The organism is Neobacillus cucumis, assembly GCF_023715505.1.
The window spans coordinates 58,674-84,158 of record NZ_JAMBOH010000019.1 but is presented as its reverse complement, the minus strand read 5'-3'; the positions used below and the strand labels follow the sequence as shown (position 1 = coordinate 84,158).

17 protein-coding genes are annotated in these 25,485 nt (G+C 39.0%); 13 read left to right on the top strand and 4 right to left on the bottom strand.

The genetic code is table 11. The features are described 5' to 3' along the window. Window positions 1–7 precede the first annotated feature (7 nt). The 4 genes from M3226_RS22145 (at window position 8) to M3226_RS22130 (ending at window position 6,738) form a co-directional block, all read left to right on the top strand. Window positions 8–2,206 (top strand): dihydroxy-acid dehydratase domain-containing protein, encoded by a 2,199-nt coding sequence (locus tag M3226_RS22145; RefSeq protein ID WP_251570725.1) that lies wholly within the window; start codon window positions 8–10, stop codon window positions 2,204–2,206. Between the two features lie 221 nt (window positions 2,207–2,427). Beyond that, window positions 2,428–3,306: an AraC family transcriptional regulator gene (locus M3226_RS22140; protein WP_251570722.1), complete on the top strand. Its 879-nt coding sequence runs from the start codon at window positions 2,428–2,430 to the stop codon at window positions 3,304–3,306. 119 nt (window positions 3,307–3,425) lie between these two features. Then, window positions 3,426–4,706, top strand: a complete 1,281-nt coding sequence (locus tag M3226_RS22135) for a glycoside hydrolase family 27 protein (protein WP_251570720.1) — start codon at window positions 3,426–3,428, stop codon at window positions 4,704–4,706. A gap of 58 nt (window positions 4,707–4,764) precedes the next feature. After that, the gene (locus M3226_RS22130) at window positions 4,765–6,738 is read left to right on the top strand and encodes a glycoside hydrolase family 127 protein (RefSeq protein WP_251570718.1); all 1,974 of its coding nucleotides are present in this window, start codon (window positions 4,765–4,767) and stop codon (window positions 6,736–6,738) included. Between the two features lie 163 nt (window positions 6,739–6,901). Here M3226_RS22130 and M3226_RS32805 read toward each other — a convergent pair whose 3' ends face one another. The 3 genes from M3226_RS32805 to M3226_RS22120 all read right to left on the bottom strand — a co-directional run bounded on the left by M3226_RS32805 (window position 6,902) and on the right by M3226_RS22120 (window position 10,754). Continuing rightward, window positions 6,902–7,501 (bottom strand): YesL family protein, encoded by a 600-nt coding sequence (locus M3226_RS32805; RefSeq protein WP_374110666.1) that lies wholly within the window; start codon window positions 7,499–7,501, stop codon window positions 6,902–6,904. Window positions 7,502–7,945: 444 nt separating this feature from the next. After that, complete coding sequence (locus tag M3226_RS22125; RefSeq protein ID WP_251570716.1) at window positions 7,946–9,118, bottom strand: Ger(x)C family spore germination protein; 1,173 nt, start codon at window positions 9,116–9,118, stop codon at window positions 7,946–7,948. Window positions 9,119–9,149: 31 nt separating this feature from the next. Then, window positions 9,150–10,754 (bottom strand): spore germination protein, encoded by a 1,605-nt coding sequence (locus tag M3226_RS22120; RefSeq protein ID WP_251570714.1) that lies wholly within the window; start codon window positions 10,752–10,754, stop codon window positions 9,150–9,152. A 142-nt stretch (window positions 10,755–10,896) separates the two neighbouring features. Between M3226_RS22120 and M3226_RS22115 the strand changes: the two genes are divergently transcribed. Continuing rightward, the gene (locus M3226_RS22115; RefSeq protein WP_251570712.1) at window positions 10,897–12,003 is read left to right on the top strand and encodes a GerAB/ArcD/ProY family transporter; all 1,107 of its coding nucleotides are present in this window, start codon (window positions 10,897–10,899) and stop codon (window positions 12,001–12,003) included. A 225-nt stretch (window positions 12,004–12,228) separates the two neighbouring features. On the opposite strand, the gene M3226_RS22110 is transcribed toward M3226_RS22115, so the two are convergent. Then, window positions 12,229–13,395, bottom strand: a complete 1,167-nt coding sequence (locus tag M3226_RS22110) for a GntR family transcriptional regulator (RefSeq protein ID WP_251570710.1) — start codon at window positions 13,393–13,395, stop codon at window positions 12,229–12,231. 638 nt (window positions 13,396–14,033) lie between these two features. Between M3226_RS22110 and M3226_RS22105 the strand changes: the two genes are divergently transcribed. The 8 genes from M3226_RS22105 (at window position 14,034) to tkt (ending at window position 25,467) form a co-directional block, all read left to right on the top strand. Continuing rightward, window positions 14,034–15,392: an ABC transporter substrate-binding protein gene (locus M3226_RS22105; protein ID WP_251570708.1), complete on the top strand. Its 1,359-nt coding sequence runs from the start codon at window positions 14,034–14,036 to the stop codon at window positions 15,390–15,392. A gap of 141 nt (window positions 15,393–15,533) precedes the next feature. Beyond that, window positions 15,534–16,424: a carbohydrate ABC transporter permease gene (locus tag M3226_RS22100; RefSeq protein ID WP_251570706.1), complete on the top strand. Its 891-nt coding sequence runs from the start codon at window positions 15,534–15,536 to the stop codon at window positions 16,422–16,424. Window positions 16,425–16,504: 80 nt separating this feature from the next. Beyond that, entirely contained in the window at window positions 16,505–17,347 is an 843-nt protein-coding gene (locus tag M3226_RS22095; RefSeq protein WP_251570751.1) for a carbohydrate ABC transporter permease, read from the top strand. 149 nt (window positions 17,348–17,496) lie between these two features. Continuing rightward, entirely contained in the window at window positions 17,497–18,963 is a 1,467-nt protein-coding gene (locus tag M3226_RS22090; protein WP_251570705.1) for an arabinan endo-1,5-alpha-L-arabinosidase, read from the top strand. Between the two features lie 212 nt (window positions 18,964–19,175). Further along, the gene (locus M3226_RS22085) at window positions 19,176–20,774 is read left to right on the top strand and encodes a xylulokinase (RefSeq protein WP_251570703.1); all 1,599 of its coding nucleotides are present in this window, start codon (window positions 19,176–19,178) and stop codon (window positions 20,772–20,774) included. A gap of 273 nt (window positions 20,775–21,047) precedes the next feature. After that, complete coding sequence (gene araD, locus M3226_RS22080) at window positions 21,048–21,743, top strand: L-ribulose-5-phosphate 4-epimerase (RefSeq protein ID WP_251570700.1); 696 nt, start codon at window positions 21,048–21,050, stop codon at window positions 21,741–21,743. Between the two features lie 110 nt (window positions 21,744–21,853). Beyond that, a complete protein-coding gene (gene araA / locus M3226_RS22075) occupies window positions 21,854–23,341 on the top strand; it encodes an L-arabinose isomerase (RefSeq protein WP_251570698.1) in 1,488 nt (495 codons plus the stop codon). A 107-nt stretch (window positions 23,342–23,448) separates the two neighbouring features. Beyond that, window positions 23,449–25,467 carry a transketolase gene (gene tkt, locus M3226_RS22070; RefSeq protein ID WP_251570696.1) on the top strand — a complete coding sequence of 673 codons (2,019 nt, stop codon included), beginning with the start codon at window positions 23,449–23,451 and terminating at the stop codon, window positions 25,465–25,467. Window positions 25,468–25,485 lie beyond the last annotated feature (18 nt).

Sequence of the window (25,485 nt, the reverse complement as noted above, 5' to 3'; positions counted from 1 at the left end):
GCTTTATATGACCGGAAATGTAAATGATAAAAAGCCAATAATTAACAATCCAATTAACCCTTATAGGGAAAATGTGCAAGGGAAAGCAAATGAACCGATTACAGTAGCAGGACTATTGGATAGGGCGAAAAAGGTTCTAGGAGACTCTTATCAAGGTCCAAAATCCGATTGGACATTAGGGGAAATATATAACCGTTTAGAAGAGAATGCACCTCGTATCGCAATTATTGGTGGCTCTGCGGACCATCCTGCCCATATTTTAGATCTAGAAACTGTTTCAAGGGCAGCTTTAAAAATTTGGGAAGCAGGAGGGGTTCCGTTTTATTTTAGTACACCAGTGATGTGTGACGGTACAGCCCAAAGTAATATGGGGATGTCTTATTCGCTGCAAAGCCGTAATGCTATTGCTGAAATTGTCGTGAACCAAATGGAAGCGCATTCTTATCATGGGGCATTTGTTATCCAAGGTTGTGATAAGCAGCCTTTAGGTGTATTAAGTGGTTTAGCTTTATTGGATCGAGTCCGGCGCTACCGTGGTGAAGCACCCGTATTTGCAACGTTTGCCCCTTCTCACGTTTTAAAGGGAGGGGAAATTCCGCAGGATTTACAAGTGGAATTAAAAGAAATTGCTGACAGAGCATCCTTAATGGGTGAACAGAATATTGCCGATGATCTTAACGATGCGTTAAGTTTTATCTTACAATGTACATCGAATACACAATTTCAAGGAGTTCTTGCTCGGGCTGTTGAGAAAGGTATCATTACCCATGAGCAACATAAGGATTATGAAAAGAGGCTTGCCATTAATACATGTGACTCAGCAGGGGGAATATGTGCCTTCCATGGAACGGGAAATAGTTCCAGAGATTTGATGGCAGGTTTTGGGTTAGTTCACCCTAAACTGGAATTGTTAACAGAACCACCCACTTCAGATCAGCTAAAGCCAGCCATTGAATCCTTATTTATGATAGCGAATCGCCCAGAATGCAGTGTGGCTGAGTTGGTCGGTGCTAATATTGCAAATGCCATCCGGATTCATAGCTCTGGCGGCGGGTCCACCAACTTAATGATGCATATTGTTGGGGCAATGGTCTATGCTGGATATGACTTCAGTCTTTGGGATATTGAGAAAATTCATCAATCACATCCTATACCCGATTTATTTCATTACAGCCTTACAGAAGGCAGGGATATTTTCGTACTGGCAGAGCAATGCTGCTCTGGTCAGATTAGAGGAATGGAAACTCTTTTTTATGAATTAATTCGAAATGGAGTTCCTATGGATGTCGATGCTTTAACTGTCACTGGCCAAACCTGGAAGGAAAGGCTGAGTAATACGGAAGGACTTAGCGCAGATGGGGTTAAGGACAATCCAATCATCCAAAGTAAGCCGCTAAGAAAGTTCAGTGGAGTCGATGTATTACGGGGGAACTTTTTTGAAAGTGCGGTTGTCAAAATTAGTGGGATGACTACCTATCAATTAGATCAATTTGATGATAAAGTTTCGTTTGTTCTTTATTTTGAAAATGAAGAAGATGCGAATAACCAATTATTAAATGACCAATTATTAGATGAACTAAGAGACCAGCAAGCATTTTCGCAAGAGCATTTGCTGCATATGTGGAAATATAATCATCCAGATAGTTATTCAGAAGCAAAATCCTTATCCTATCATCAATTATTCAATCGAATGGTAAAAGATCAAAGTTTGAAACTTACCATAATTATCGCTGGTCAAGGACCTGAGGCATTTGGAATGCCTGAGATGTTCAATCCGATGCAGCATATTAATGCAAATCGCCAACTCAAACGTTTAGCTACTCTAATTAGTGATGGTCGATATTCCGGAGTTACTTACGGGGCAGCAATTGGCCATATGACTCCGGAAGCCTATAATGGCGGAGGGGTGTTGTACCTTAAACAAGGAGACTTATTACACTTACGTTTCCGCTCAAAACGAATTGAGTTACTTGATGCCGGAAGTTTTACAAATGGGGAAATTAGACCATACTTAGGGGATATCAAGCTCGATAGGGTTGCGCTTGGAGAACAAAGGAAGGACACAATGAAAAAGAGACAAAGAATGATAGCTGCGTCTAACCGTCTCGTCGGATGTACAAGTGCTGTTGAAGGAGTTGTACCTTTAGCAGTAAAGATGGATGCGGTCATTCCATTTTCTCCTAGAATAGCTATTAGTAAGAATTAAACTTTTTCCTTTGAAGTGATCATCAGTAGAATCAGTTTTTTTATTAACTTGTATTAGTGAGACTGTTACTTTCGTTAACAGTCTCTTTGTCTTTCATTTCACCAGGTCTCATCACATATCATTACTTTACTTCTTTGTATGAAAAGCAATTTTAGTGGAAAAGAGGTAATATTAAAATCGGTAATTCTATTACTAAATTTTTGATTTCAAGGGGTTCCTTTATGTCTAATAAATATGGGGTATATGGCTTTCGTTTCTTAGATACTCTAAATAGTTCCTTCTACCAGCTATTTGCTGTTGGGTATCAGAATATAACTGACTCTTCGTATGATTGGGACGGTTTAAAACGAAAAGACGGTCCGCTTCTATTGTTCCAATATACCATTTCGGGATTTGGAAATATTGAGATAGACGGTGAGGTTCATCAAGTAGAGGCAGGGTCGGCGTTTATGGTAGAAATCCCAAGTAATCACCGCTATTATTTGCCGGCAGACAGTGAAAACTGGGAATTTTATTTTATTTTAGTAAGACCTATCAATATACAAAGAGAATGGACAGAACTGGTGAAGTTAATCGGCAAGATTCCTAAAATACCAGAAGATAGCCCGCCGATTATTTTCTTGAAAAGTGCCTATTTTGCCGCCAGCAAGAATCAAATCACCGATGGTTTTCGTGCATCTTCTATTGTTTATCAATTTATTATGGAGCTGTTCCGGTATAGTACAGCCTATAAAAAGGAAAAAGAAATCTGGCCGGAAAAAGTAGTCCAAGCCGTCCGTTTCCTAGAAGAAGATTACGTTTCCCTGCAAAGTCTGGAAGAACTGGCAAATAGAGTTGAACTATCCAAATATCATTTTACCCGGCTTTTTAAAAAAACAACTGGACTGTCACCTATGGAATATTTAACAAAAGTCAGGATGGAAAAGGCGGTCAAGCTCCTTCGTAATACGAATTTAACGATAGAAGAGATTGCAAGAAAAATTGGATATTCCAATGGCAGCTACTTCATTAAGGTATTCCGTGAATGGATTGGTTTTTCCCCTGGGGAGTTTCGCCTAGGCAAAGATCTGGCTTACTTAAATGAGCTCAGGTTTGATTGAAGTGGTGGAAAGGGAGCAATATTTTACAATAAAGGGCAAAATGTTATCGTAGATGTAGTTGTTGCAATTCCTTATTATTAGTTTAAAGAGCAATAAATTAATAGAAAGGGAATGAGAAAATGAGACATCATACATTTGCAAAAACACCGCCATTAGGCTGGAACAGCTGGGATTGCTATGGAGCCGCGGTAAGGGAAGAGGAAGTAAAGGGAAATGCTGATTATATGGCAGAGTTTCTAAAACCATATGGCTGGGAATATGTCGTTGTTGATATTCAATGGTATGAACCGGGTGCAAATTCCTCTGTTTATCGTCCGTTTGTTCCGCTGGAAATGGATGAATATTCAAGGCTAATTCCAGCTGTCAATCGGTTTCCTTCTGCTGCTGACGGTAATGGTTTTAAAGCGTTGGCCGAATATGTACATAACCTTGGTTTAAAATTTGGAATTCACATTATGCGTGGGATTCCGCGTCAGGCTGTTCATGCTAATACACCGATACTAGGGACCAAGGCTAGGGCAAGAGATATCGCTCATCCAAATTCGATCTGTCCATGGAATACCGATATGTATGGGGTGGATGCTGGTAAAGTTGGGGCACAGGAGTATTATAATTCCTTGTTTCAAATGTATGCTGAATGGGGCGTGGATTTTGTAAAAGTGGATGATATCGCAGCATCAAGGCTTTATGACACCCATTTAGATGAAATCAAATTGATCCGAAAAGCAATTGAAAACTGTGGGAGAGCTATGGTGCTTAGCCTGTCTCCAGGACCTGCTCCATTGGAGTATGCGGAAGACTTGAAAGCAAATGCTAATATGTGGAGAATGACGGATGATTTCTGGGATCACTGGAATCTTTTATATGGCATGTTTGAACGATGCGAAAAGTGGAACGAATATACGGGTGTAGGTCATTGGCCTGATTGTGACATGCTTCCATTAGGGCATATTGGCATCCGTTCCGTTGATGGAGGCGGGGCAGACCGCTGGACCCGATTCACAAAAGACGAACAGGTTACGATGATGACCCTTTGGTCTATTTTCCGTTCCCCGCTAATGTTTGGCGGAGAGCTAAGAGATAATGATGAATGGACCCTTTCCTTGCTAACAAATAAAGAAGTACTTGAATTAAATCAGAATAGCCGCAGCAATCGCCTAGTCTACCGTAAGGATGATAAAATCGTCTGGACGGCAAAGGATCAGGAGAATAACACTTATGCAGCGTTGTTTAATGCAGCAGATAAAACAGCTGAAGTTGAGGTTACATTAGCACAACTGGGGCTTTCTGCTAAAAAAAGAGCAAGAAATGTGTGGAGCCAGGAAGAGCTTGGAGAAATTACAGATGGAATTAAACCAATGCTGCCACCGCACGGCTCCATCCTAATAAAGTTATTTTAATAATTTACAAGGCTGTTCCAAATACATGCACGCAAGTTATTAATCTAGGAGGCACAAAATGGAAAAGATTGTTATGAAAATAAAAACTCTGCCATTAAACAAGGTTAAGATTAATGATCCATTCTGGTCTTATTACATTAACTTAGTTCGGGATGTTGTTGTTCCCTATCAATGGGACGCCCTTAATGACCAAATAGCAGATGCAGAGCCAAGTTGTGCTATAAAAAACTTTAAAATTGCAGCAGGAGAAGAAACGGGAGAGTTTCATGGCATGGTCTTCCAAGATAGTGATGTGGCTAAGTGGCTGGAAGCTGTTGGTTACCTGCTATCGGTAGAGAGAGACGAAGAGCTTGAAAAGATTGCAGATGGAATCATTGATATTATTGCAAAAGCTCAATTGGAGGATGGATACTTAAACACCTATTATACCTTGAAAGAACCAGGGAAACGTTGGACGGACCTTAGTGAATGCCATGAATTATATTGTGCTGGTCATATGATTGAAGCGGCAGTGGCTTATTATCAAGCAACTGGAAAAAGAAAAATACTAGATGTGGTCATTAAATTTGCTGATCATATAGCTGATGTTTTTGGCACAGAGCCTGGAAAGCTTCATGGTTATGACGGACATCAAGAAATTGAATTGGCACTGATCAAACTATACGAAGTAACTTCAAACGATAAATATTTGCGATTAAGCCAGTATTTCTTAGAGGAAAGAGGGAGAAAGCCGCATTTTTATGAAGAAGAGTTCGAAAAAAGAGGTGGTACCCATCATTGGCCAGATTCTTGGATGATCCGGAATAAGGAATACAGCCAAGCACATAAGCCTGTTAGTGAACAAGATAAGGCTGTTGGCCACGCAGTCCGATTTGTTTATATGTGTACGGGAATGGCACATTTGGCGGCTGAAACTGGTAATCAGGAAATGTATGAAGCTAGTAAAAGGCTTTGGAACAATATGGTTTCAAAGAATATGTATATCACCGGCGGAATTGGTTCACAAAGTCATGGAGAAGCCTTTTCAACTGATTATGACCTTCCAAATGATACGGTTTATGCGGAGACTTGTGCTTCTATTGGGTTAATTTTCTTTGCGCAACGAATGTTGCAGGTAGAACCAAATAGTCAGTATGCGGATGTAATGGAAAGAGCATTATACAATACCGTATTAGCAGGTATGGGGCACGATGGAAAAAGTTTTTTCTATGTGAATCCACTTGAAGTTGAGCCACATGCCTGTGAATCCAATCATATTTACCACCATGTGAAGCCTACTCGCCAAAGATGGTTTGGCTGTGCCTGCTGCCCGCCAAATGTAGCCAGGCTGCTAGCTTCCTTAGGCCAATATGTTTATACCGTACGTGAAAATACAGTCTATACTCATTTATATATAAGTGGCCAGGCAGAAATTGAGCTGGACGGTAACCGGCGTCTAATTTTGGAACAAGAAACAAATTATCCATGGAGTGGCAGCATTCAATTTACCATTAAGGCGGATCAAGAAACTGACCTGACTCTTGCGTTACGTATCCCGGACTGGTGTGAGAATGCAGAAATCTCCATAAATGGTGAACTTCAATCAGTATCTGGACTTATAATCGATGGGTATGCCATGTTAAAAGGTACCTGGAAAACTGGTGATCAAATCCATTTGGTTCTCTCTATGCCGGTTGTACGTATGAAAGGACATCCACTTGTACGCCATACTTCTGGAAAAGTCGCTATTCAAAGAGGCCCGCTCATTTATTGCTTGGAAGAAGCAGACAATGGTCAAAATCTGTATCAAATTTTATTACCTTCAGATCGAATTCTTGAAATTGAAGAGGACGAAAACCTCCTTGGCGGGATGAAGGTGATTACTGGAGAGGCGATAAAACGGAAAACAGAAAACTGGGGAGAGGCCTTGTATAAACCAAACATCCATCTAGAAACGGAATCAGTAGCTATTAAGTTTATCCCTTACTTTGCCTGGGCTAACCGTGGATTAGGGGAAATGCAAGTATGGGTTAACGAACTAGAAACTCTTTAGAGTATAGACCTTAAAGACGCTTTGTTTTCACGGTCGGGCTGTGGTGATAAATTGATGTTAACCAACTTTATAATTTAAAAGAGGGTGCCTCCAAAACTAATTCTTTTGGAGGCACCCTCTTCTTATGAAAAATTTAAATGGTTATACTTGTACATACAAGTACTTAAGACGATTTAACCAAGTGGATTTTGGTAAAAACTCGGTGACAAAGATAGTAAATACTATAGGCACCAAGACTAAAAATAAATAAAAAGGTTATCGGCCATTTAAAAAGAATAAGTGCCATTAATCCAATATAAAGGACCGCTAAAAGAGTAGTCGGAAGATATCTAATTGAAAAAAATAGTGAATTTTTGAGTGCATTTAACCAGTTGACCTTAAAGTTAGCGATTGTTGGAAAGATAAATATTGAGGTAAAGAGAATTAATAGTCCCATTAAAAATAAAACCGGAAACAATATATACCGAAAAGAACCAACATTTTTCAGCAACATAAAATCTAAAAAAAACAGTCCGCAGAAGATAATCCATAGAATTCCTAGTCCAAAACTTTGTTTGAAATTTTCCTTAAAATATTGAATGAATGGCCGAAAAACACTGAAATCTTTATGCAAAATCCATTGCCGTGTAACGCAATACATTGCGACTGTGGCAGGGAAAATGGTTATTACAGGTATGCATAATAACAACCATATAACATTTAACTGAAAGAAAGCTGTAACTACCTCAAGGATTCGAAAGAATTTACCGTCATATCTCAACATAATTTTCACCAAATTCCCATAATTTTTTGAAGTACCATTAAAATAGCATAAGTGTATTTAGATAAGTGATATTATATTTGCCATTTTTTCAGGCCAAGTTGGAACTGTGAGTTTACTATTTTTCTTCTTTTCTATTATTTAATTTTATCTGAAAACGTATTATTGTGGAAGTGGACCGTACAACTTTTTTGAAAAATCTTATAGAAGAAGTAGACTTGTATATGAAACACCATATATTTGCAACAACTCCTCCATTAGGCTGGAATAGCTGAGATTGCAACTAAACGGCGTTAGCTCTGTAGAATGAATTCAGGGCTAACGCCGCTTAGTGTCGTTTATTTATTTCCGATGTCTAATTGAGAGGAGGGCAGATCATTTTAAAAAACCGCTTTTTTAATATTTATTGGGAGAAGCATTAATATAAAGATGATTGTACATTTTTTATCAATCTTTCATCTCTGGGGACTTGATGGATAACCCTGTTCTAACGATGGAAACGTGGGGGTTTACGCTAACCTCAAGGTTTGGAAATTCCTCAGTCCACTTATTTTTATGTTGTTCTTTCCATGCTTTTGGATGGCTGCGATAGACCGCATTTCCAAACCCAAATATATCAGTATGATACTGTTTTTGTGCTTTAAAAAGTGCTAATTCACACCTTTTTTCGACATCCTTTTCAAGTAAGGTTTGAACATATTGTAAAACTTTAGGGTTACCTAAATCCAATTTTGAACTATTTTCAAACACTTCAACTTGTGCTTGAATATTCACATTCATTTTTACTTTGCTTTGTACAAGGATTGGTTTAACCTTTGTCCGGCCTTTTTTTAACTCAACACTGATTTTTCCTCCTCCTTTTTCTTTTGGTATCGAAACGGTAATGTTCCCTTTCTCCATCTCATTACGAATCCACAGCACTCCCCGTGTATCCTTATCATTGATCCACCCCACCAATTTATCTTTACGAAATACAGCTGATCCAATAATGGCGGCAGTCTGCTTAGAACTGTTCCTGCCCTTTTCTTCTGATCGTATGGCTACTTCAGCTGCGACAGGGGAGATGCCTTCGGTCGTAAGCATATTGAAAAAATCCTTTATCATTATTTTTGCTCCGACCCCTGATTTCTCCTCTTCCCGAATGGCTTCTGAAGAGTATCGTTCAATGACCGGAGTCAGTCTCAAAATGGATGCGGCCTCTCCCTTTGAAAACAAAATAAAGCTGCGCATACGTGCTTCCCTAACTCTCGATATGTAATCTAAAATTTGATAAACCCCATCCTTGGCAGCCTTTTCTCCAATAATTAAAATCCTGTTATGAGAAAAGAAAATCCGGCGAGGCAATTTTTCTTGAAGTCTCCTGATGGCATCCATCATACTTTCTCCTGTCTCTGAAATGACAACGGTCGAACCATTGCTACCCACGGAACCGCCGGCTCCAACAGGTCCAAGCTGTTTAGGGATCGCTACTTGAAGTGAAACACGAATTTTCCCATCATTCATCTTGTCTATGGCAGTAGCTGTAACGATCGTGATATCATTGATCTCAATCCGGCTCCAACAGCCGGTCAGCACGAATATAATCATACAGTTTATTACTAGGATTCCTAGTTTTTTCATATTGTTTCCCTTTCCGAACCACTCACTCGAGCTAGTTCCTCGGTTTAGGCGGCCGTGGACGCATTAAATGATTCATTCGTTTACGATTCTTTTTCCCTGTCTGATCGGAACGGTCGATCATTTTCCACCAAGGGGCACGTACATAAGTATCTTTGAGACTCGAGAAATCTAAAGGTGCAACTGGAGACAAATAAGGAACACCGAACGAGCGAAGCCGAGTCATATGAATTAATAGAATTAAACTAGCTACCAAGATACCGTACAATCCGAGCGTTCCTGCGCAGATCATCATCGGAAATCGGAGCAAACGAATGGCGATTCCCTGACTAAAGACTGGAAAAATAAATGAAGATATCCCTGTTATAGAAACGATAATAACCATTGAAGCTGATACAATTCCTGCTTGTACTGCTGCCTGTCCAATTACGAGGGCGCCAACAATACTTACAGCTTGTCCAACTGGCCGCGGCAGGCGTACACCGGCTTCCCGCAATGCCTCAAAGGAGACTTCCATTATAAAAGCTTCTACTATAGCGGGAAACGGAACAGTTTCCCTGCTCGAAGCCACACTAAGTAATAAGGTTGTAGGAAGCATTTCTTGATGATATGACGTTATGGCAATATAAAGTGAAGGCAAAAGCAAAGCACCTGCCAGCATAAACAAGCGAAGCCATCGGATTACCGTCGAAACCATATAATGCTGATAATAATCCTCGCTCGATTGGAGCATTTCAAAAAAACTAACTGGAACAATTAAGGCAAAAGGAGTATTATCGATAAGAATCCCGATTTTCCCTTCCAATAAATTTGCCACTATTTTATCCGGGCGTTCCGTATTGTTTACTTGAGGAAAAACAGAATAGGGGTTGTCCTGAATAAGTTCCTCGATATAACCACTTTCTAAAATTGCATCGATATCGATTTGATTGAGTCTTTCTTTTACTTCCGCTATTAGTGAGTACTCAGCAATTCCCTCCAAATAGGTGATTGCTATCTTTGTTTTGGATAACCGCCCCACGGTCATGGATTCCATTTTAAGCTGAGGCGTTTTTAACCTTCTGCGAATCAGACTGGTGTTGGTTCGCAGATTTTCAGTAAATCCTTCCCTGGGCCCCCTAATGACAGCTTCAGTCGCTGGTTCTTCGACAGATCTCATTTCCCAAGCTTGAGCACTAATAATAAGAGCTTGATTTATTCCATCCAATAATAGAATCGTGTCACCGCTTAAAATGTGATCCACTATTTCCTTCATGGTTTTCCCTATACTTATTTGCGAAACATAAATAAGTGGATCCCGAAGAAAAGAATCCATCTCTTTCAAAGGTATTTTCGCGTACGGAAACGTCCCATTATTCCCCACGTTCATTAAGGGTTTTATTACGTCGGAATCGATGATTTGATTATCAACCAAACCATCCAAAAAAATGAGAGCTCCATTTTGTTTCCCAGCCAGCTGAAATTCACGAAAAACAATATCCGAAGATCGTTCAAAAATCATTTTCAATTGCTCTAAATCACTGTGAAAATTGCCTTTAAGCTGTTGGCCGTAGAAATCTTTTTCATGGTTAGATGGCTGTTGGTTTTGGATTTGTTTTGAATTTGAGGTTTTCTTCCCAAACCAGCTCATGAATCCCATCTTAAAAACTCACCCCCTAGTAGTTAAATTTTTTTCTTATTTTAACCAGATATAAAAATAAATCTCGAGGATAGATGTAAAAATTTTGTTCATGTTAATACTGAGCGGATTTAACAAAAAATGGGTCAGGTGGTGGGAGACCATGGAGAGAATCTCAATTAGCCAATTATTTATGCTTACACTAGTATTTCAGATTGGTACCTCTGTCATATTTGGATTTTCTTCTGCAGCAGGTAGTGATGCTTGGTTATCTACTTTAATATGTACGGTGATTGGGACATGCCTCATTATTTTGTATCTCATCTTAATGCGTCTTCAGCCGGGATTGACTCTAGTTGAATGGTTTCCCGCCCAGTTTGGCCAATGGATCGGTGTTCCCCTTGCTTGGTTCTATATGCTTCATTTTTTATATAACGCTGGACGAACACTTGGCGATATAAAGGATCTTATCCCCACCACCATTTTGCCTGGAACACCTAATTGGGTCATAATTGGTGTGTTTATGATTGCCATCTCTTATGCTTTGTATAGTGGGATTGAGGTTCTAGCCCGCCTTGCCGAAATGATTTTACCAGTCATCTTAGTTTTATTTTTACTAGAGATCGTCTTAATTTTCTCCTCGGATATAATTGATATTAAGCATTTAGAGCCGGTTTTAGGGGAAGGATGGGGTCGTATTTGGAAAGCGGTATGGCCAAACGGGATTCAGCAGTCATTTTCGGAAACCCTTGAATTGGCGATGATCTGGACATTAGTGATAGATTCGAAACGTATAATAAAACCCACTCTCTTAGCGTCTGTTTTGTACGGATTCCTCCTTGCCGCTTTTGATGCACTAGCTGTTCTTACCTTTGGTGAGGGTTCCTTTTCAACTAGTACCTATCCCCTGTACAGATTAGTCAAAGTTATATCTGTTGCAGATTTTCTTGAAAACCTGGATGCATTGGGAATATTGTATTTTGTGGGAACGGCGTTCTTTAAATTGTCGTTACAACTTTATGGTGTCATTCGGGGGGTGCAGCTATTGTTGTACCTGCGTGACAGCAGGGTATTGGTAATGCCTATATCGATAATCACATTTATCTTAGGGTTAACCATATCAAGGAGCACTTCAGAACATTGGTATTCTATAAAAAATTTAGGGTATATGGGTTTAATATGGTGGATAATTATTCCCTTTTTCTTATTTATCGTGGCCTGTATTCGCAGGAAATTTTCAAATAAATCAATGGTTAGAAGTGGATTATAGGTGTATTAGGAGCTGAAAATATGTATGGAAAAATATCTCTGGCCTTGGCAGTCAAAAGTAGTTATTGATGATCCTTGGGTATTTTATACATTCCTCTTTTGCCTTTCTTTTATTTTATCTATCATAACGTGGATAAGAAAAAAAAGGAAAGATGTTCGTAAGGGGTAGCCAGTATGGATATTGTACAAATTCAAAATTAATCTACAAGACACCAAAAAACCAGTCCTAATAGGTCTGGTCTTGGTGTTTTTCTTTTAAATTTTTTGGGTTTTTATCTAATGCTGAGGTAGAGTTTCGGACGACCAGTTCTGGTTCATAAATCGTTGAGTGCTCAATGCTGCCGCGCTTTTCTACAGCAGAAACAATCCATTTTGCCGCTTCAATCCCCATATCCATTTTCGGATGCGTAACAGATGTTAGTTTAACATCTGTAGCTTCCGCCAAGGAAGAGTCGTCGTATCCGACAATGGAAACATCCTCAGGAACGCTTAAGCCAATTCCTCTTAACATGAATAAAACCTGCAATGCTAACTGGTCATTATAACAAACAATTGCCGTTGGCTTATCATCTGTCGTGAAAAACTGCTGTAATTGCTCCACTAGATTATTATCCTTTTCTTCTGTTGTATAGGTAATAACCATATCCGGGAAAAACGGGAGGTTATGTTCTCTAAATGCGCGGATAAACCCTTGCATCCGATTGACTCCCTGAAGGTCATCCGTTTTGAAAAGGCCAATTATTTTCTCGTGGCCAAGATTGATTAAATGTTCAGTAGCAATAAAACCACCGTGTTCATCATTCATAATGATATGAGGAGGCATCAACTGAGAATAAAACTGGTTAATCATAAGATAGGGAATATTATTTTGTTCTAATTGTAAGTAGTAATGAATGTTAGGGTTATAATTACTGCTTCTGGTCGGCTCTACGATTAGACCATCAATATTTCGGTTCAGCATCGTTTGCAGGCATTGTTTTTCTTTCTCCACATCATTATCCGTACAAGCAAACGTTAGTGAGTAACCTTGTGCTGTTAGATAAGATTCAATTCCTTTGATAATAGACGGAAAAATATAATCAGAAATATATGTTGTAATAACGCCAATATTTTTCCCATTTGTATTTAAACTTTGAATAGGAGAAATCATTTCAGATTCCACATTTGGTTGTAACAATTTATTCGAGCAAAAAGTACCTGCTCCTTGTTCTCGGTAAAGCCATCCTTCATGGACTAAATCCCCAACGGCTTGACGGACGGTATGTCTGCTGACCCCAAACATTTTAACCAGTTCATTTTCAGAATAAATCTTTTCTCCAGGTTGTACCTTCCCACTTGTAATCCATTCTGTTATTTTTTCCTTTACCATATTATATTTCGTCTTCTGGGCCATTGGTATCACCTTCTTTCAACTTGTATGAAAAACCTTCAACTTATACGTACAACAGTTTTATAACATTATCGTAACAAAAATAATTAAAAAAAACTATGAAAAATTTTTATTTATCTTTTCAAGTATAATAAAAATTTTAATAAAAGAAGTTAATTAGTGTCGAATCCATTAGAAAAGTTACTAATTAACACGAAAAATCATGAGTCTAATGTTCATTGAAAAGAATTTTATCTGGCGCTTTGTTGAAAGAATCTAAGCAGATCGATTATTATCGTATAAAAAGCTTATAAATCAACCATTTGACACGTACGTACAAAAAATAAAAATTAATAGAAAAATGATTGACATGTACGAACAGGTATATTAATATTTGAAATATAAGGAATACGCTTTCACGGTTTTACAAAAATCGATAAAAAAAGCCTTATAGATATCATACTTAAGACTTATAATCTTAATAAAGAGGGGCTTTTTAGGAGGGATTCATATCTAATCACTTTTACATGTCCGTACATCTAAAATAAAGAGTTAACTAGTTTACTAACATTAACACTTTATTTTTTATTGAAAAGTGATTACGCTTCCAATGGTTTTAATTTTTACACAATTTTTAAATCAATTTAATTGGAGGGATTTACTTGTTTAAAGCATCTAAAAAAATAAGCGCACTTTTGTTGCTAGCGATTTTGGTGATTGGTTCCATCCTTACAGGATGTGGTAATCAATCTAGTGGAGGTAAAGACGGCGGCAAAACAGAACTTACTTTTATGTTTCGCGGTCAGCCTAAAGAATTAGAAGCCTATAAATCAACTGTTAAGAAATATGAAGAGTCTCATCCAAATGTAAAAGTAACTGTTGTATCTGTAGCTCCAGATCAATATGATACAAAATTAAAAGCTGCGATTGCAGGACACAAAATTCCGGATGTTTTCTTCTATAACCCAGCTCAAGTTAAAGCATATGTAAACTCTGGAATCTTACTGGATATCACGAAATATGTTGAAGGTTCAAAAGATGTTAAGTTAAGTGATATGTGGGAAAAGGGTATTAATAAATACCGTTTTGATGGCAAAGAACTTGGCCAAGGCGCAATCTACGGTTTGCCAAAGGATATCAGCGGATTCGCACTAGGCTACAATAAAACAATGTTTGAAAAAGCAGGAATTCCACTTCCTGACAAAGATAAGCCATATACTTTAGACCAATTTATTGATGTAGCAAAGCAGTTAACAAAAGATACAAACGGTGACGGAAAAGTTGATCAATACGGTACAGGATTTAACGTACAATGGTCATTGCAGCCAATCGTTTGGAGTAATGGTGCAGACTTCATCGATAAAACACATACAAAAGTAACGATCGATGAACCTAAATTTATTGAAGCATTACAATGGTTTGCAGATCAGCAAACCAAATACAAAGTGACTCCATCTATCTCTGAAGCACAAACACTAGACACATACCAAAGATGGATGAAAGGTCAATTAGCATTCTTCCCTGTAGGTCCTTGGGATATGGCGACATATGCAACATTACCATTTGAATATGATTTAATTCCATGGCCAGTTGGTTCTACTGGAAAAACTGCTGCATGGATCGGTTCACTTGGAATTGGTGTAGGAGCTACTACTAAAAATGCTAAAGCAGCAGCTGAATTAGCTACCTATCTATCTGCTGACCAAGAAGGACAACAAGCATTAGTTGATGCACAAATCCAGCTTCCAAACAGCGTGAAAGTTGCTGAAGAGTGGGCTGCTAATACTTCTATTAAGCCAGCAAACAAGCAAGAATTCTTAGATATTATCAATGATTATGGCCGCAGCTTCCCAGGTGAGTTCACTTATACTAGTGAATGGTATGATGAATTCTTTAAAAACATTCAGCCTGTACTTGATGGCAAGAAAACAGCTGTTCAGTATGTAAAAGAAGAACAGCCAAAAATGCAAAAATTATTAGACGCCGCCATTCAACAAGAAAAACAATCTGCAAAGAAATAATATCGTTTTTGACATAATGTAAATGGTGCTAGTTTAAGGAAGTTTGCTAGCACCATTTATTCCTTTTATCTAACTTTTTTAGTCATAAGAAATTTAGAGAAAGGGAGATGTCTCGACAAGACATGTGAAAGGGTGGGAAAGATGAAAACAACATCCAAGCTGTATCGCACGGAACAAAGATACGCCTATTTATTTATAGCGGCACCGGTTTTAGGATTCCTCATATTTGCTTTGGTTCCTCTATTATATTCGATCTACGGGGCGTTTACGGATTGGAACGGCTTAGGACAGATGAATTTTATCGGACTAGAAAACTTTAAGAATTTATTTCAAGATGAATATTTCTATAAGTCTATGTATAATACCATCTTTATGATGCTGGGAATTCCGATTGGCATTGTATTAGCACTATTGCTTGCTTTAGCTTTAAATAGAGGGATCCCTGGAACAAATACCTTCCGAGTTCTCTATTATATTCCGGTTATTTCTTCACTTGCTGCAATCTCAATTTTATGGCAGTGGGCTTACAATGGCGATTATGGTTTAGTTAACCAATTTTTAGATCTTTTTGGCATAAAGGGTCCAAACTGGCTGCAAAATACAGGCACAGTAAAACCTGCCTTAATTATTATGGCGGTTTGGAAGGGCTTAGGCTATACGATGTTATTGTATTTAGCAGCACTTCAAAGTGTTCCTAAATCTTTTTATGAAGCCGCTAAGTTAGATGGAGCGAACGCGTTCAAATCTTTTTGGTACATTACTTTGCCAATGGTAAAACCAGTAACCTTCTTTATTATCGTTACAAATATTATTGGCGGTGCTCAAATCTTTACGGAGATTAACGTTATGACCCCAACCGGTGGTCCTGAATATAGCTCCGCATCGGTTGTATTCTACATCTGGCAAAAAGCATTTGGTAACTTCCAATTAGGTTATGCATCTGCAATGGCCTTGGTACTGGGACTTTTCATCTTTATTGTTACTTTAATCCAGTTTAAAATCAACGAGAAAAATTCTTTTGATTTGGATTAAGAACGAGAATAAAAGTGTTATAGAAAGGGGCTTGAAAAATGGAAGTTGCAATGGCAAAAAAGACGGTTAAAGCAGAACCCATGTCTGAAAAAAAGAAAAATAGAATTACCAATATATTTGTTTTTGCCTTACTAAGTATTGGAGCAATCTTCATGGTAGCTCCGTTATTATGGATGTTTTCCACATCCCTTAAATCAAAAGAAGATGTCTTTGCCTTACCACCAGTTTGGATTCCTGAAACAATTTCTTTTAGTAAATACGCCGAAATCTGGGATATGGGTCCGCTCTTATCTGGTATCGGAAATAGTTTAATTGTAGCTGTGACAGTTACGGTAATCGGAACATTCACATCCAGCTTAGCAGCGTTTGCCTTTTCAAAGTTACACTTCGCTGGTAAGAATAAAATTTTCATCATGCTGTTTGCTTCCGTTATGATTCCATATCCAGTTCTTATGATTCCGCAATTTATTATGTTTTCAAAAATTGGCTGGGTTGATAGCCTGTTACCATTAATTATCCCTGGATTGTTTGGTAACATATTTATGATTTTCTTTTTACGGCAATTCCTAACGAGCATTCCAAATTCAATCATCGAAGCGGCAAAAATTGATGGATGCTCTTATTTCCAAATCTTTTATAAGATTATCTTCCCATTAATCAAGCCAGCGGTAGCTGCCCAGTTAATCCTTTGGTTCATGGGAATCTGGAATGATTACTTAGGTCCAATTCTTTATTTGAACTCTCCAGAGAAACAAACGTTGCAGCTAGTTATTGCAAACTTTAATGCATCATACGCGATTCAAAGTGACTACCCGCTAATTATGGCGGCATCTATGGTAGCGTTATTGCCAATGCTAATTGTATTCATTATTTTCCAAAAACAAATCATTGAATCAATTGCGATTTCCGGTGTAAAAGGTTGATCCAATTAAATTATTGTTAGTGCATTTATAATGGGCATTCACAGTTTAATAGAAAGAAAACGTAAGGGCACTTATTATCACTTGTTTTGATAAGTGCCTTTTCTTATCAAAAAATACTAGTGTCGTTTCATAGATTGGGAGAATAATGAATGAAAACAAAAACTAAAGTGATTCTGATTGGTGTGTTGTTAGCTGTAATCATCATCCCAGCGTCTATCTTTGGGTTTAAACACTACCAACCAAAGGAAAATGATTTTACAGGAATAAAACTGCCTTCAGCCCCGGCAAAAACGCCAGTTAAAAATGTTAACTCCGATGTTCTTTATGATGAAAAGAAGTGGACGACTAATTTTACCCATGATGGAGCCATTATTAAAGCGGATGGCTGGTATTATGTGTTTTCTACCGATTATATGGTCGGGGCACCGCCAACTCCTGGGATCCAAATCAGGAAATCCAAGGATTTAATTCATTGGCAATTCGTTGGCCGTGTGTTTGAACAAGTTTCCGAAGAGGCGTGGGATTGGACGCATGGAACAACATTTTGGGCGCCAAACGTCATTCAAATGAATGGAAAATACTATCTATATTATTCTGTTTCTGAGGTAGGGAAAAGGAATTCTTATATTGGTCTAGCGACGAGCGACAATATTGAAGGTCCTTGGAAGGATGAAGGAGCTGTCTTTAAATCGAAAGAAGGCGACGGAAATACAGTTAATGCGATCGACCCAGACATAACCATTGATAAAAGTGGCCAGCCGTGGATGGTGTATGGATCCTATTTTGGTGGGATCTTTATTACAAAGGTCGATAAAAATACCGGTAAATTAGTAAATCCTAATGATCAAGGAACATTGCTTGCCCAAAGGAAGGACATGAATGCTGGAATTGAAGGCCCAGAAATAATCTATAACAAAAAAACGGGTTACTATTATTTAACTGTTTCTTATGACTGGCTGGAAGATACGTATAATGTGAGGGTTGCCCGCTCTAAAAATATCACAGGGCCATTTTTAGACTATAACCATAAGGACATGATTGACCCAGGCGACGACTCCTTTAATACCGGAAGTAAAATTTTAGCGCCTTATTCTTTCGGAAAAGATCCAGGATGGATGGGAACAGGACATAATGGATTACTTCAAGATGGAGAAAACTATTATCTTATTCACAATGCCAGAGCCGGAGAGGATAAATATTGGTCGCATTTACATGTAAGAAAAATTATTTGGACCGAGGATGGCTGGCCGCTAGTTTCACCTGAACGGTATGCAGGTGAGAAAGAGCAAAAAGTGATGGAATCCAATCTAATAGGAAACTGGCAGCGGATTGTCTTCAATCGCTTTGATGATTCAATGCAAGCTTCTACCAATCTTCAATTATTACGTAATGGGAAAATTAAGGATGGCAAAGGGAAAAGTTATTGGAAATTAACCGGGCAAAACACATTACTGTTGTCTATCTATGATCCTGGAGTAGCTCCAAAGGACTATTGGAACTTTACTGTTAAAGTTCTTCCCGCATGGGATTGGGAGAACTGGAGGGGAACTTTGGTTTTCACTGGTATGAATCAAGAAGGTACCGTTATTTGGGGAAAGAAAATAATGAATAAATAGTCCAAACTACTAAATTAATATAAAAAGGCATTGAAAAAAAATTCTTAGATGGTAAAATTTAAATTGAGTTATACGTACAAGTTTTGATACTTAAGTGAGTTGTAAGGATAACCAATAATGTTATCAAGACAGCAATACTGATTTTTCAAATGAACTGGATAATATCTATCAACCAAATTAAAGAAGTTTCTATAAATTAGGGGGGAAATTACATGCGTTTTGATGTGAAAAATGCTATTCAAACTGGCAAGACAGTACTCGGTATTGAACTTGGTTCAACCCGAATCAAAGCAGTTCTCATTGGAGAAGATAATGCACCCATCGCATCTGGCAGCCATGACTGGGAAAATAGCTATGTGAACAATATTTGGACTTATAGTGTTGAGGATATTTGGAAGGGTATACAAGACAGCTATCAAAAAATGGCTGAGGATGTGAAACAGCAATATGGAGTTACCCTAAAAACAGTAGGGGCAATCGGCTTTAGTGCGATGATGCACGGCTATATGGCTTTCGACAAGGATGGAGAGCTACTGGTGCCTTTTCGAACCTGGCGAAACAATATTACCGAACAGGCTTCGAAAATACTGACAGAACTATTTAACTACCATATTCCTCAAAGATGGAGTATTGCGCATCTGTATCAAGCGATTTTGAATCAGGAAGAACATGTTGCTGACATTAGCTTCCAGACAACCCTAGCTGGCTATATCCATTGGAAACTGACAGGCGAAAAGGTGCTGGGAGTTGGGGAAGCATCCGGTGTATTTCCAATTGACTTGAATACGAAGAACTTTAATCAGACCATGATCAAACAATTCAATGAATTGATTGCACCTCATAATCTGTCTTGGAAACTTGAAGATATTATGCCAATAGTTTTAGTAGCGGGTGAAAACGCTGGTGTACTTACAGAAGAAGGAGCGAAGCTTCTGGATGTTACCGGAGAGCTAATGGCTGGTATTCCACTTTGTCCGCCGGAAGGTGATGCTGGAACAGGTATGGTTGCGACAAACAGTGTAGCAAAGCGTACAGGTAATGTCTCAGCCGGAACTTCTGTATTTGCAATGGTTGTATTGGAAAAAGAACTGTCCAAAGTTTATTCCGAGATCGACCTTGTTACGACACCTACAGGTAATCTGGTAGCGATGGCTCATTCCAACAACTGTTCTTCGGACCTGAATGCATGGGTCGGATTGTTTGACGAATTTTCAAAAGCAATGGGTATAGATGTTGACATGAATAAATTGTATGGAACTCTATATAATTTGGCCCTTCAAGGGGATCCGGATTGCGGCGGCTTACTTGCATATGGTTATCTCTCCGGTGAACACATTACCCACTTTGAAGAAGGTCGTCCATTATTTGTCCGTTCATCTGATAGCAATTTCAACCTGGCTAATTTCATGCGTGTACATTTATATACAGCATTGGGCGCGCTGAAGATTGGTATGGATATTCTTCTTAAACAAGAAGAAGTGGAACTAGATGTAATCCTAGGTCATGGCGGCCTGTTTAAGACAAAAGGTGTTGGGCAGAATATCATGGCTGCTGCTTTAAATGTTCCTGTTTCCGTTATGGAAACTGCAGGAGAGGGCGGTGCATGGGGGATCGCGCTGCTTGCATCTTATATGATAAACAAATGCAATAATGAAACGTTGGAAGAGTATTTAAGCCACAATGTATTTTCAGAAAGAGCCGGTACGACTGTTTCTCCAGTTCCAAAGGATGTTGAGGGATTTGAGCAGTTTATGAAGCGTTATACCAACGGACTTGCAATCGAAAGAGCAGCAATAACCAATCTAAAGTAAATATAAAAAAAACGTAAATTAATTATTAAAATACCATTGAAAAAAAACAGATAAATGGTAAAATCTAATCAAGGTTATACGTACAAGTTAAAGTTGTTTGATTGACTTGTAGGAATTACTGATAAGTTGTCACCCTTATTAAATATCTTGTACGTATATTAAATTTATTTTTATAGAATGACTGAATTAAAGCTATTAATCATTTTTAGATTAAAAAAATTTTATTAGATTTGTAAACGTATTCTTATTAGAGAATAAGGAGGAAGAAACCGTATGTTAGAACGTTTGAAAAGAGAAGTTCTGGAAGCTAACTTAGCGCTTCCAGAACATGGTTTAGTTACGTTTACTTGGGGAAATGTGAGCGGAATTGACCGTGAAACAGGCCTTGTCGTTATTAAACCAAGTGGTGTACCTTACGATGAGTTGAAAATCGATGACCTTGTTGTATTAAATTTAGATGGAAACATCATGGAAGGAAGCTTAAGACCTTCTTCCGATACACCAACACACCTCGCATTATATCGGGCATTCCCGCAAATCGGCGGAATTGTTCATACTCACTCACCGGGTGCAACGAGCTGGGCTCAAGCTGGACTTCCAATTCCAGCACTTGGGACGACACATGCGGATTATTTTTACGGAGAAATTCCTTGTACACGTACCCTTACCCAGGAGGAAATTGATCGTGGCTATGAGCTTGAGACAGGAAATGTCATTATTGAAACCTTTGAAAAAGAAGGATATGACCCTGTGGCCATGCCGGGCGTTTTACTATCAGGACATGCTCCATTTAGCTGGGGGAAAAATGCCAACCAAGCGGTTCACAATGCAGTTGTTTTAGAAGAAGTGGCCAAAATGGCGTTAAACACATTTACGCTTAACCCGCAAATAAAGCCGATCGACCAATTCTTGCTTGATAAACATTATCTTCGTAAGCATGGTGCTAACGCATATTACGGACAGAAGTAGTCTAATAGATTACTAAATGCCGTAATCCGAGATAACTTGTACGGATGACTGGTTGAAGAGTACAAATTTAATAAATTACTATAATATTTTCTACCTTAGGAGGAACTAAAATGTTATCTACAAAAGCCTATGAATTCTGGTTTGTAACAGGAAGTCAATTATTATACGGAGAAGATGTACTTCGCCAAGTAGAAGAAAACTCAAAAACAATTGTAAACGGATTAGATAATGATCCGGCTGTTTCTTATAAATTAATTTTTAAATCCGTCGTAAAGGATTCAGATTCGATCCGCAAATTGATCCTCGAAGCAAATGCGGATGAAAATTGTGCTGGTATCATTACGTGGATGCACACATTCTCACCATCAAAAATGTGGATTGCCGGCCTTTCTTCTCTTCAAAAGCCTTATCTACATTTAGCTACACAATTTAACCGTGATATCCCTTGGGATTCAATCGATATGGATTTCATGAACTTGAATCAAGCGGCCCATGGTGACCGTGAACATGGATTCATCGCAGCGCGCATGAAAGTAAAGCGTAAAGTTGTTGTTGGTCATTGGGAAAACTCAGAAGTTAGAGAACGAGTTGGCAGCTGGATGAGAACAGCAGCAGCATTTGAGGAAAGCAAGAACCTTAAGGTTGCAAGATTTGGTGATAATATGCGCCAAGTAGCAGTAACAGAGGGTGATAAGGTTGAAGCACAAATCAAGTTTGGCTGGACAGTCAACGGTTACGGAGTGGGTGACCTCGTTCAACGCATGAATGATGTAACAGAACTAGAAATTGACCAGTTAATGGCTGAATATGAGGAGCAATATGATATTACTCCAGAAGGACTTACAGATGGTCTAGTTCGTGATTCCATCCGTTATCAAGCTAGAATTGAACTTGGTATGAAAGCATTCTTAACTGAAGGCGGCTACACTGCATTCACAACTACTTTTGAAGATTTACATGGTATGCGTCAGCTTCCTGGTCTAGCGGTACAGCGTTTAATGGAACAAGGCTATGGTTTTGCTGGTGAAGGTGACTGGAAAACAGCAGCACTTGTTAGATTAATGAAAATTATTGCAGGTAATGAAGGAACATCCTTCATGGAAGATTATACGTATCATTTTGAGCCAGGGAATGAAATGGTTCTTGGTTCTCACATGCTTGAAGTTTGCCCAACCATCTCTGCCACTCGTCCGAAAATAGAGGTTCATCCACTTGGAATCGGCGGTAAAGAGGACCCTGCACGAATTGTATTTGATGGAAAAGGCGGCTGCTCAGCATTGAATGCAACCATCGTGGACCTTGGACATCGTTTCCGTCTACTTGTGAATGAAGTGGATGCGGTAAAGCTAGAAAAGGATATGCCAAAGCTTCCTGTTGCACGCGTATTATGGAAGACTCAGCCATCTTTAAGTCAAGCGGTTGAGAACTGGATCCAAGCTGGCGGAGCCCACCACACAGGCTTCTCATATAAGGTAACAACTGAACAGCTTAGAGATTTTGCTGAACTAGCTGGAATTGAATTCCTAGTAATTAATAATGATACAAACACTCATGCATTCAATAACGAAATTCGCTGGAACGACGTTATCTTTCGTTAATTAAAAAGGTTTAAAACTACTTAATTAAAAAATCAGGGCTATTAGAAAATAATAGCCCTGATGTTAAGTTTACACTTATTTCTATTGTTATAAAGGGGAGATGCCTTTTGAGTCAAACAGTTGATAAATTGCAAGTCGAACAGCTTACAGTCAATACCATTAGAACACTGGCGATTGATGCAATCGAAAAAGCAAAATCTGGTCATCCAGGGATGCCAATGGGAATGGCGCCTGCCGGTCATGTTTTATGGTCAAAAGTCTTGAATCATAACCCTGCAAACCCAACGTGGTTTAATCGTGACCGCTTCGTTCTTTCTGCAGGACATGGATCGATGTTGTTATATAGCTTATTGCATTTGAGTGGATATGACGTGTCACTCGAGGATTTAAAACAGTTTAGACAATGGGGAAGCAAAACCCCAGGACATCCTGAGTTTGGGCATACAGCAGGTGTAGATGCAACGACTGGACCTTTAGGCCAAGGTGTTGCCATGGGTGTCGGAATGGCGATGGCTGAAGCGCATTTATCTTCCGTATATAATCGTGAAAACTTCCCGCTTATTGACCATTATACATATGCAATTTGCGGTGATGGCGACTTAATGGAAGGTGTTTCTGCTGAGGCAGCTTCATTAGCCGGCCACCTGCAATTAGGCAAATTAATTTTAATCTATGATTCTAACAATATAACCCTTGATGGGGAAGCAAATCTTTCATTCTCTGAAAATGTGGCCCAACGTTTTGAAGCTTATGGCTGGCAAGTCCTTCGAGTGGAAGAAGAAAATAATTTAGCGGCTATTGAAGAGGCTCTTGTTGAGGCAAAGAAAGAGTTAAACAAACCTACTTTAATTGAAGTGAAAACAACTCTTGGCTACGGAAGCCCGAACAAAGGCGGAAAAGGTGGACATCAAGGTACACATGGTTCACCGCTTGGTGCAGAGGAAGTAAAATTAACAAAAGAATTTTACGGCTGGCCGCAAGAAGACTTCTATGTTCCAGAAGAAGTAAAGGAATATTGGAGCGAAGTTAAAACCAAAGGAATACAAGCGAATCAGCAATGGGACCAATTGTTTAGTAAGTATAAGCAAGCGTTCCCTGCATTGGGTGAACGCCTTGAAAGGGAGGTTAATGGCGAACTTCCACAAGATTGGGATCAGGAAGTACCTGTCTATGAGAAAGGCACAACCATTTCCACTCGAGTGGCTTCAGGACAAGTGCTAAACGCACTTGCTAGAAAAATTCCTAATTTAATTGGGGGCTCTGCTGACCTTGAATCTTCAACCATGACACATATGAAAGACCTAGGCAGATTCGCAAAAGGCTCTTATGAAGGACGAAACGTCTATTATGGAGTACGCGAGTTTGCCATGGGTGGCGTCGTAAATGGTATGGCCCTTCACGGCGGCGTTAAACCGTTTGGTTCGACTTTCTTTGTGTTCTCTGATTATCTTCGTCCGGCTATCAGATTATCGGCACTAATGAATTTACCAGTTGTTTACGTGTTTACTCATGATAGCATTTTTGTCGGTGAAGATGGACCAACACATGAGCCAATTGAACAATTATCTGCTCTGCGCGGCATTCCAAATGTAACCGTGATACGCCCAGCGGATGCTAACGAAACAGCAGCAGCTTGGAAATATGCTGTAACAAATCAAAATGGTCCTGTAGCGCTAGTTTTAACTAGACAAAATCTGACTGTTAACACGGATGCTGCTACGGCAAATGATCTAGTAACTAAAGGTGCATATATTGCGGCTGACTGTACAACAGCTGAAACACCTGTTGTTCAACTGATTGCCACTGGTTCTGAATTAAATCTTGCCCTAGATGTTAAAACTGGTCTGGAAAAGGAAGGAATCAGTACACGTGTTATCAGCATGCCGTCATGGGAACTATTTGATCAGCAAACTCCTGAATACCAAGCATCTATCCTTAGAAATGACATTAAACTTAACGTGGCGATTGAATTAGCTTCACCACAAGGCTGGGCACAATATGTCGGCAGAGAAGGACTTGTCATTGGAATTCGTACATTTGGCGCATCTGCACCAGGGGATAAGATTGCTAAAGAATACGGATTTACACCAGAGAGCATCATTACGAAGATAAAAGACCGTCTATAAAAAAAGAGTAGTTAACAT

Coding starts and splice junctions, on each gene's coding strand:
- M3226_RS22145 (WP_251570725.1), top strand. CDS start 8: ATGACCGGAAATGTAAATGATAAAAAGCCAATAATTAACAATCCAATT.
- M3226_RS22140 (WP_251570722.1), top strand. CDS start 2,428: ATGTCTAATAAATATGGGGTATATGGCTTTCGTTTCTTAGATACTCTA.
- M3226_RS22135 (WP_251570720.1), top strand. CDS start 3,426: ATGAGACATCATACATTTGCAAAAACACCGCCATTAGGCTGGAACAGC.
- M3226_RS22130 (WP_251570718.1), top strand. CDS start 4,765: ATGGAAAAGATTGTTATGAAAATAAAAACTCTGCCATTAAACAAGGTT.
- M3226_RS32805 (WP_374110666.1), bottom strand. CDS start 7,501: ATGTTGAGATATGACGGTAAATTCTTTCGAATCCTTGAGGTAGTTACA.
- M3226_RS22125 (WP_251570716.1), bottom strand. CDS start 9,118: ATGAAAAAACTAGGAATCCTAGTAATAAACTGTATGATTATATTCGTG.
- M3226_RS22120 (WP_251570714.1), bottom strand. CDS start 10,754: ATGGGATTCATGAGCTGGTTTGGGAAGAAAACCTCAAATTCAAAACAA.
- M3226_RS22115 (WP_251570712.1), top strand. CDS start 10,897: ATGGAGAGAATCTCAATTAGCCAATTATTTATGCTTACACTAGTATTT.
- M3226_RS22110 (WP_251570710.1), bottom strand. CDS start 13,395: ATGGCCCAGAAGACGAAATATAATATGGTAAAGGAAAAAATAACAGAA.
- M3226_RS22100 (WP_251570706.1), top strand. CDS start 15,534: ATGAAAACAACATCCAAGCTGTATCGCACGGAACAAAGATACGCCTAT.
- M3226_RS22095 (WP_251570751.1), top strand. CDS start 16,505: ATGTCTGAAAAAAAGAAAAATAGAATTACCAATATATTTGTTTTTGCC.
- M3226_RS22090 (WP_251570705.1), top strand. CDS start 17,497: ATGAAAACAAAAACTAAAGTGATTCTGATTGGTGTGTTGTTAGCTGTA.
- M3226_RS22085 (WP_251570703.1), top strand. CDS start 19,176: ATGCGTTTTGATGTGAAAAATGCTATTCAAACTGGCAAGACAGTACTC.
- araD (WP_251570700.1), top strand. CDS start 21,048: ATGTTAGAACGTTTGAAAAGAGAAGTTCTGGAAGCTAACTTAGCGCTT.
- araA (WP_251570698.1), top strand. CDS start 21,854: ATGTTATCTACAAAAGCCTATGAATTCTGGTTTGTAACAGGAAGTCAA.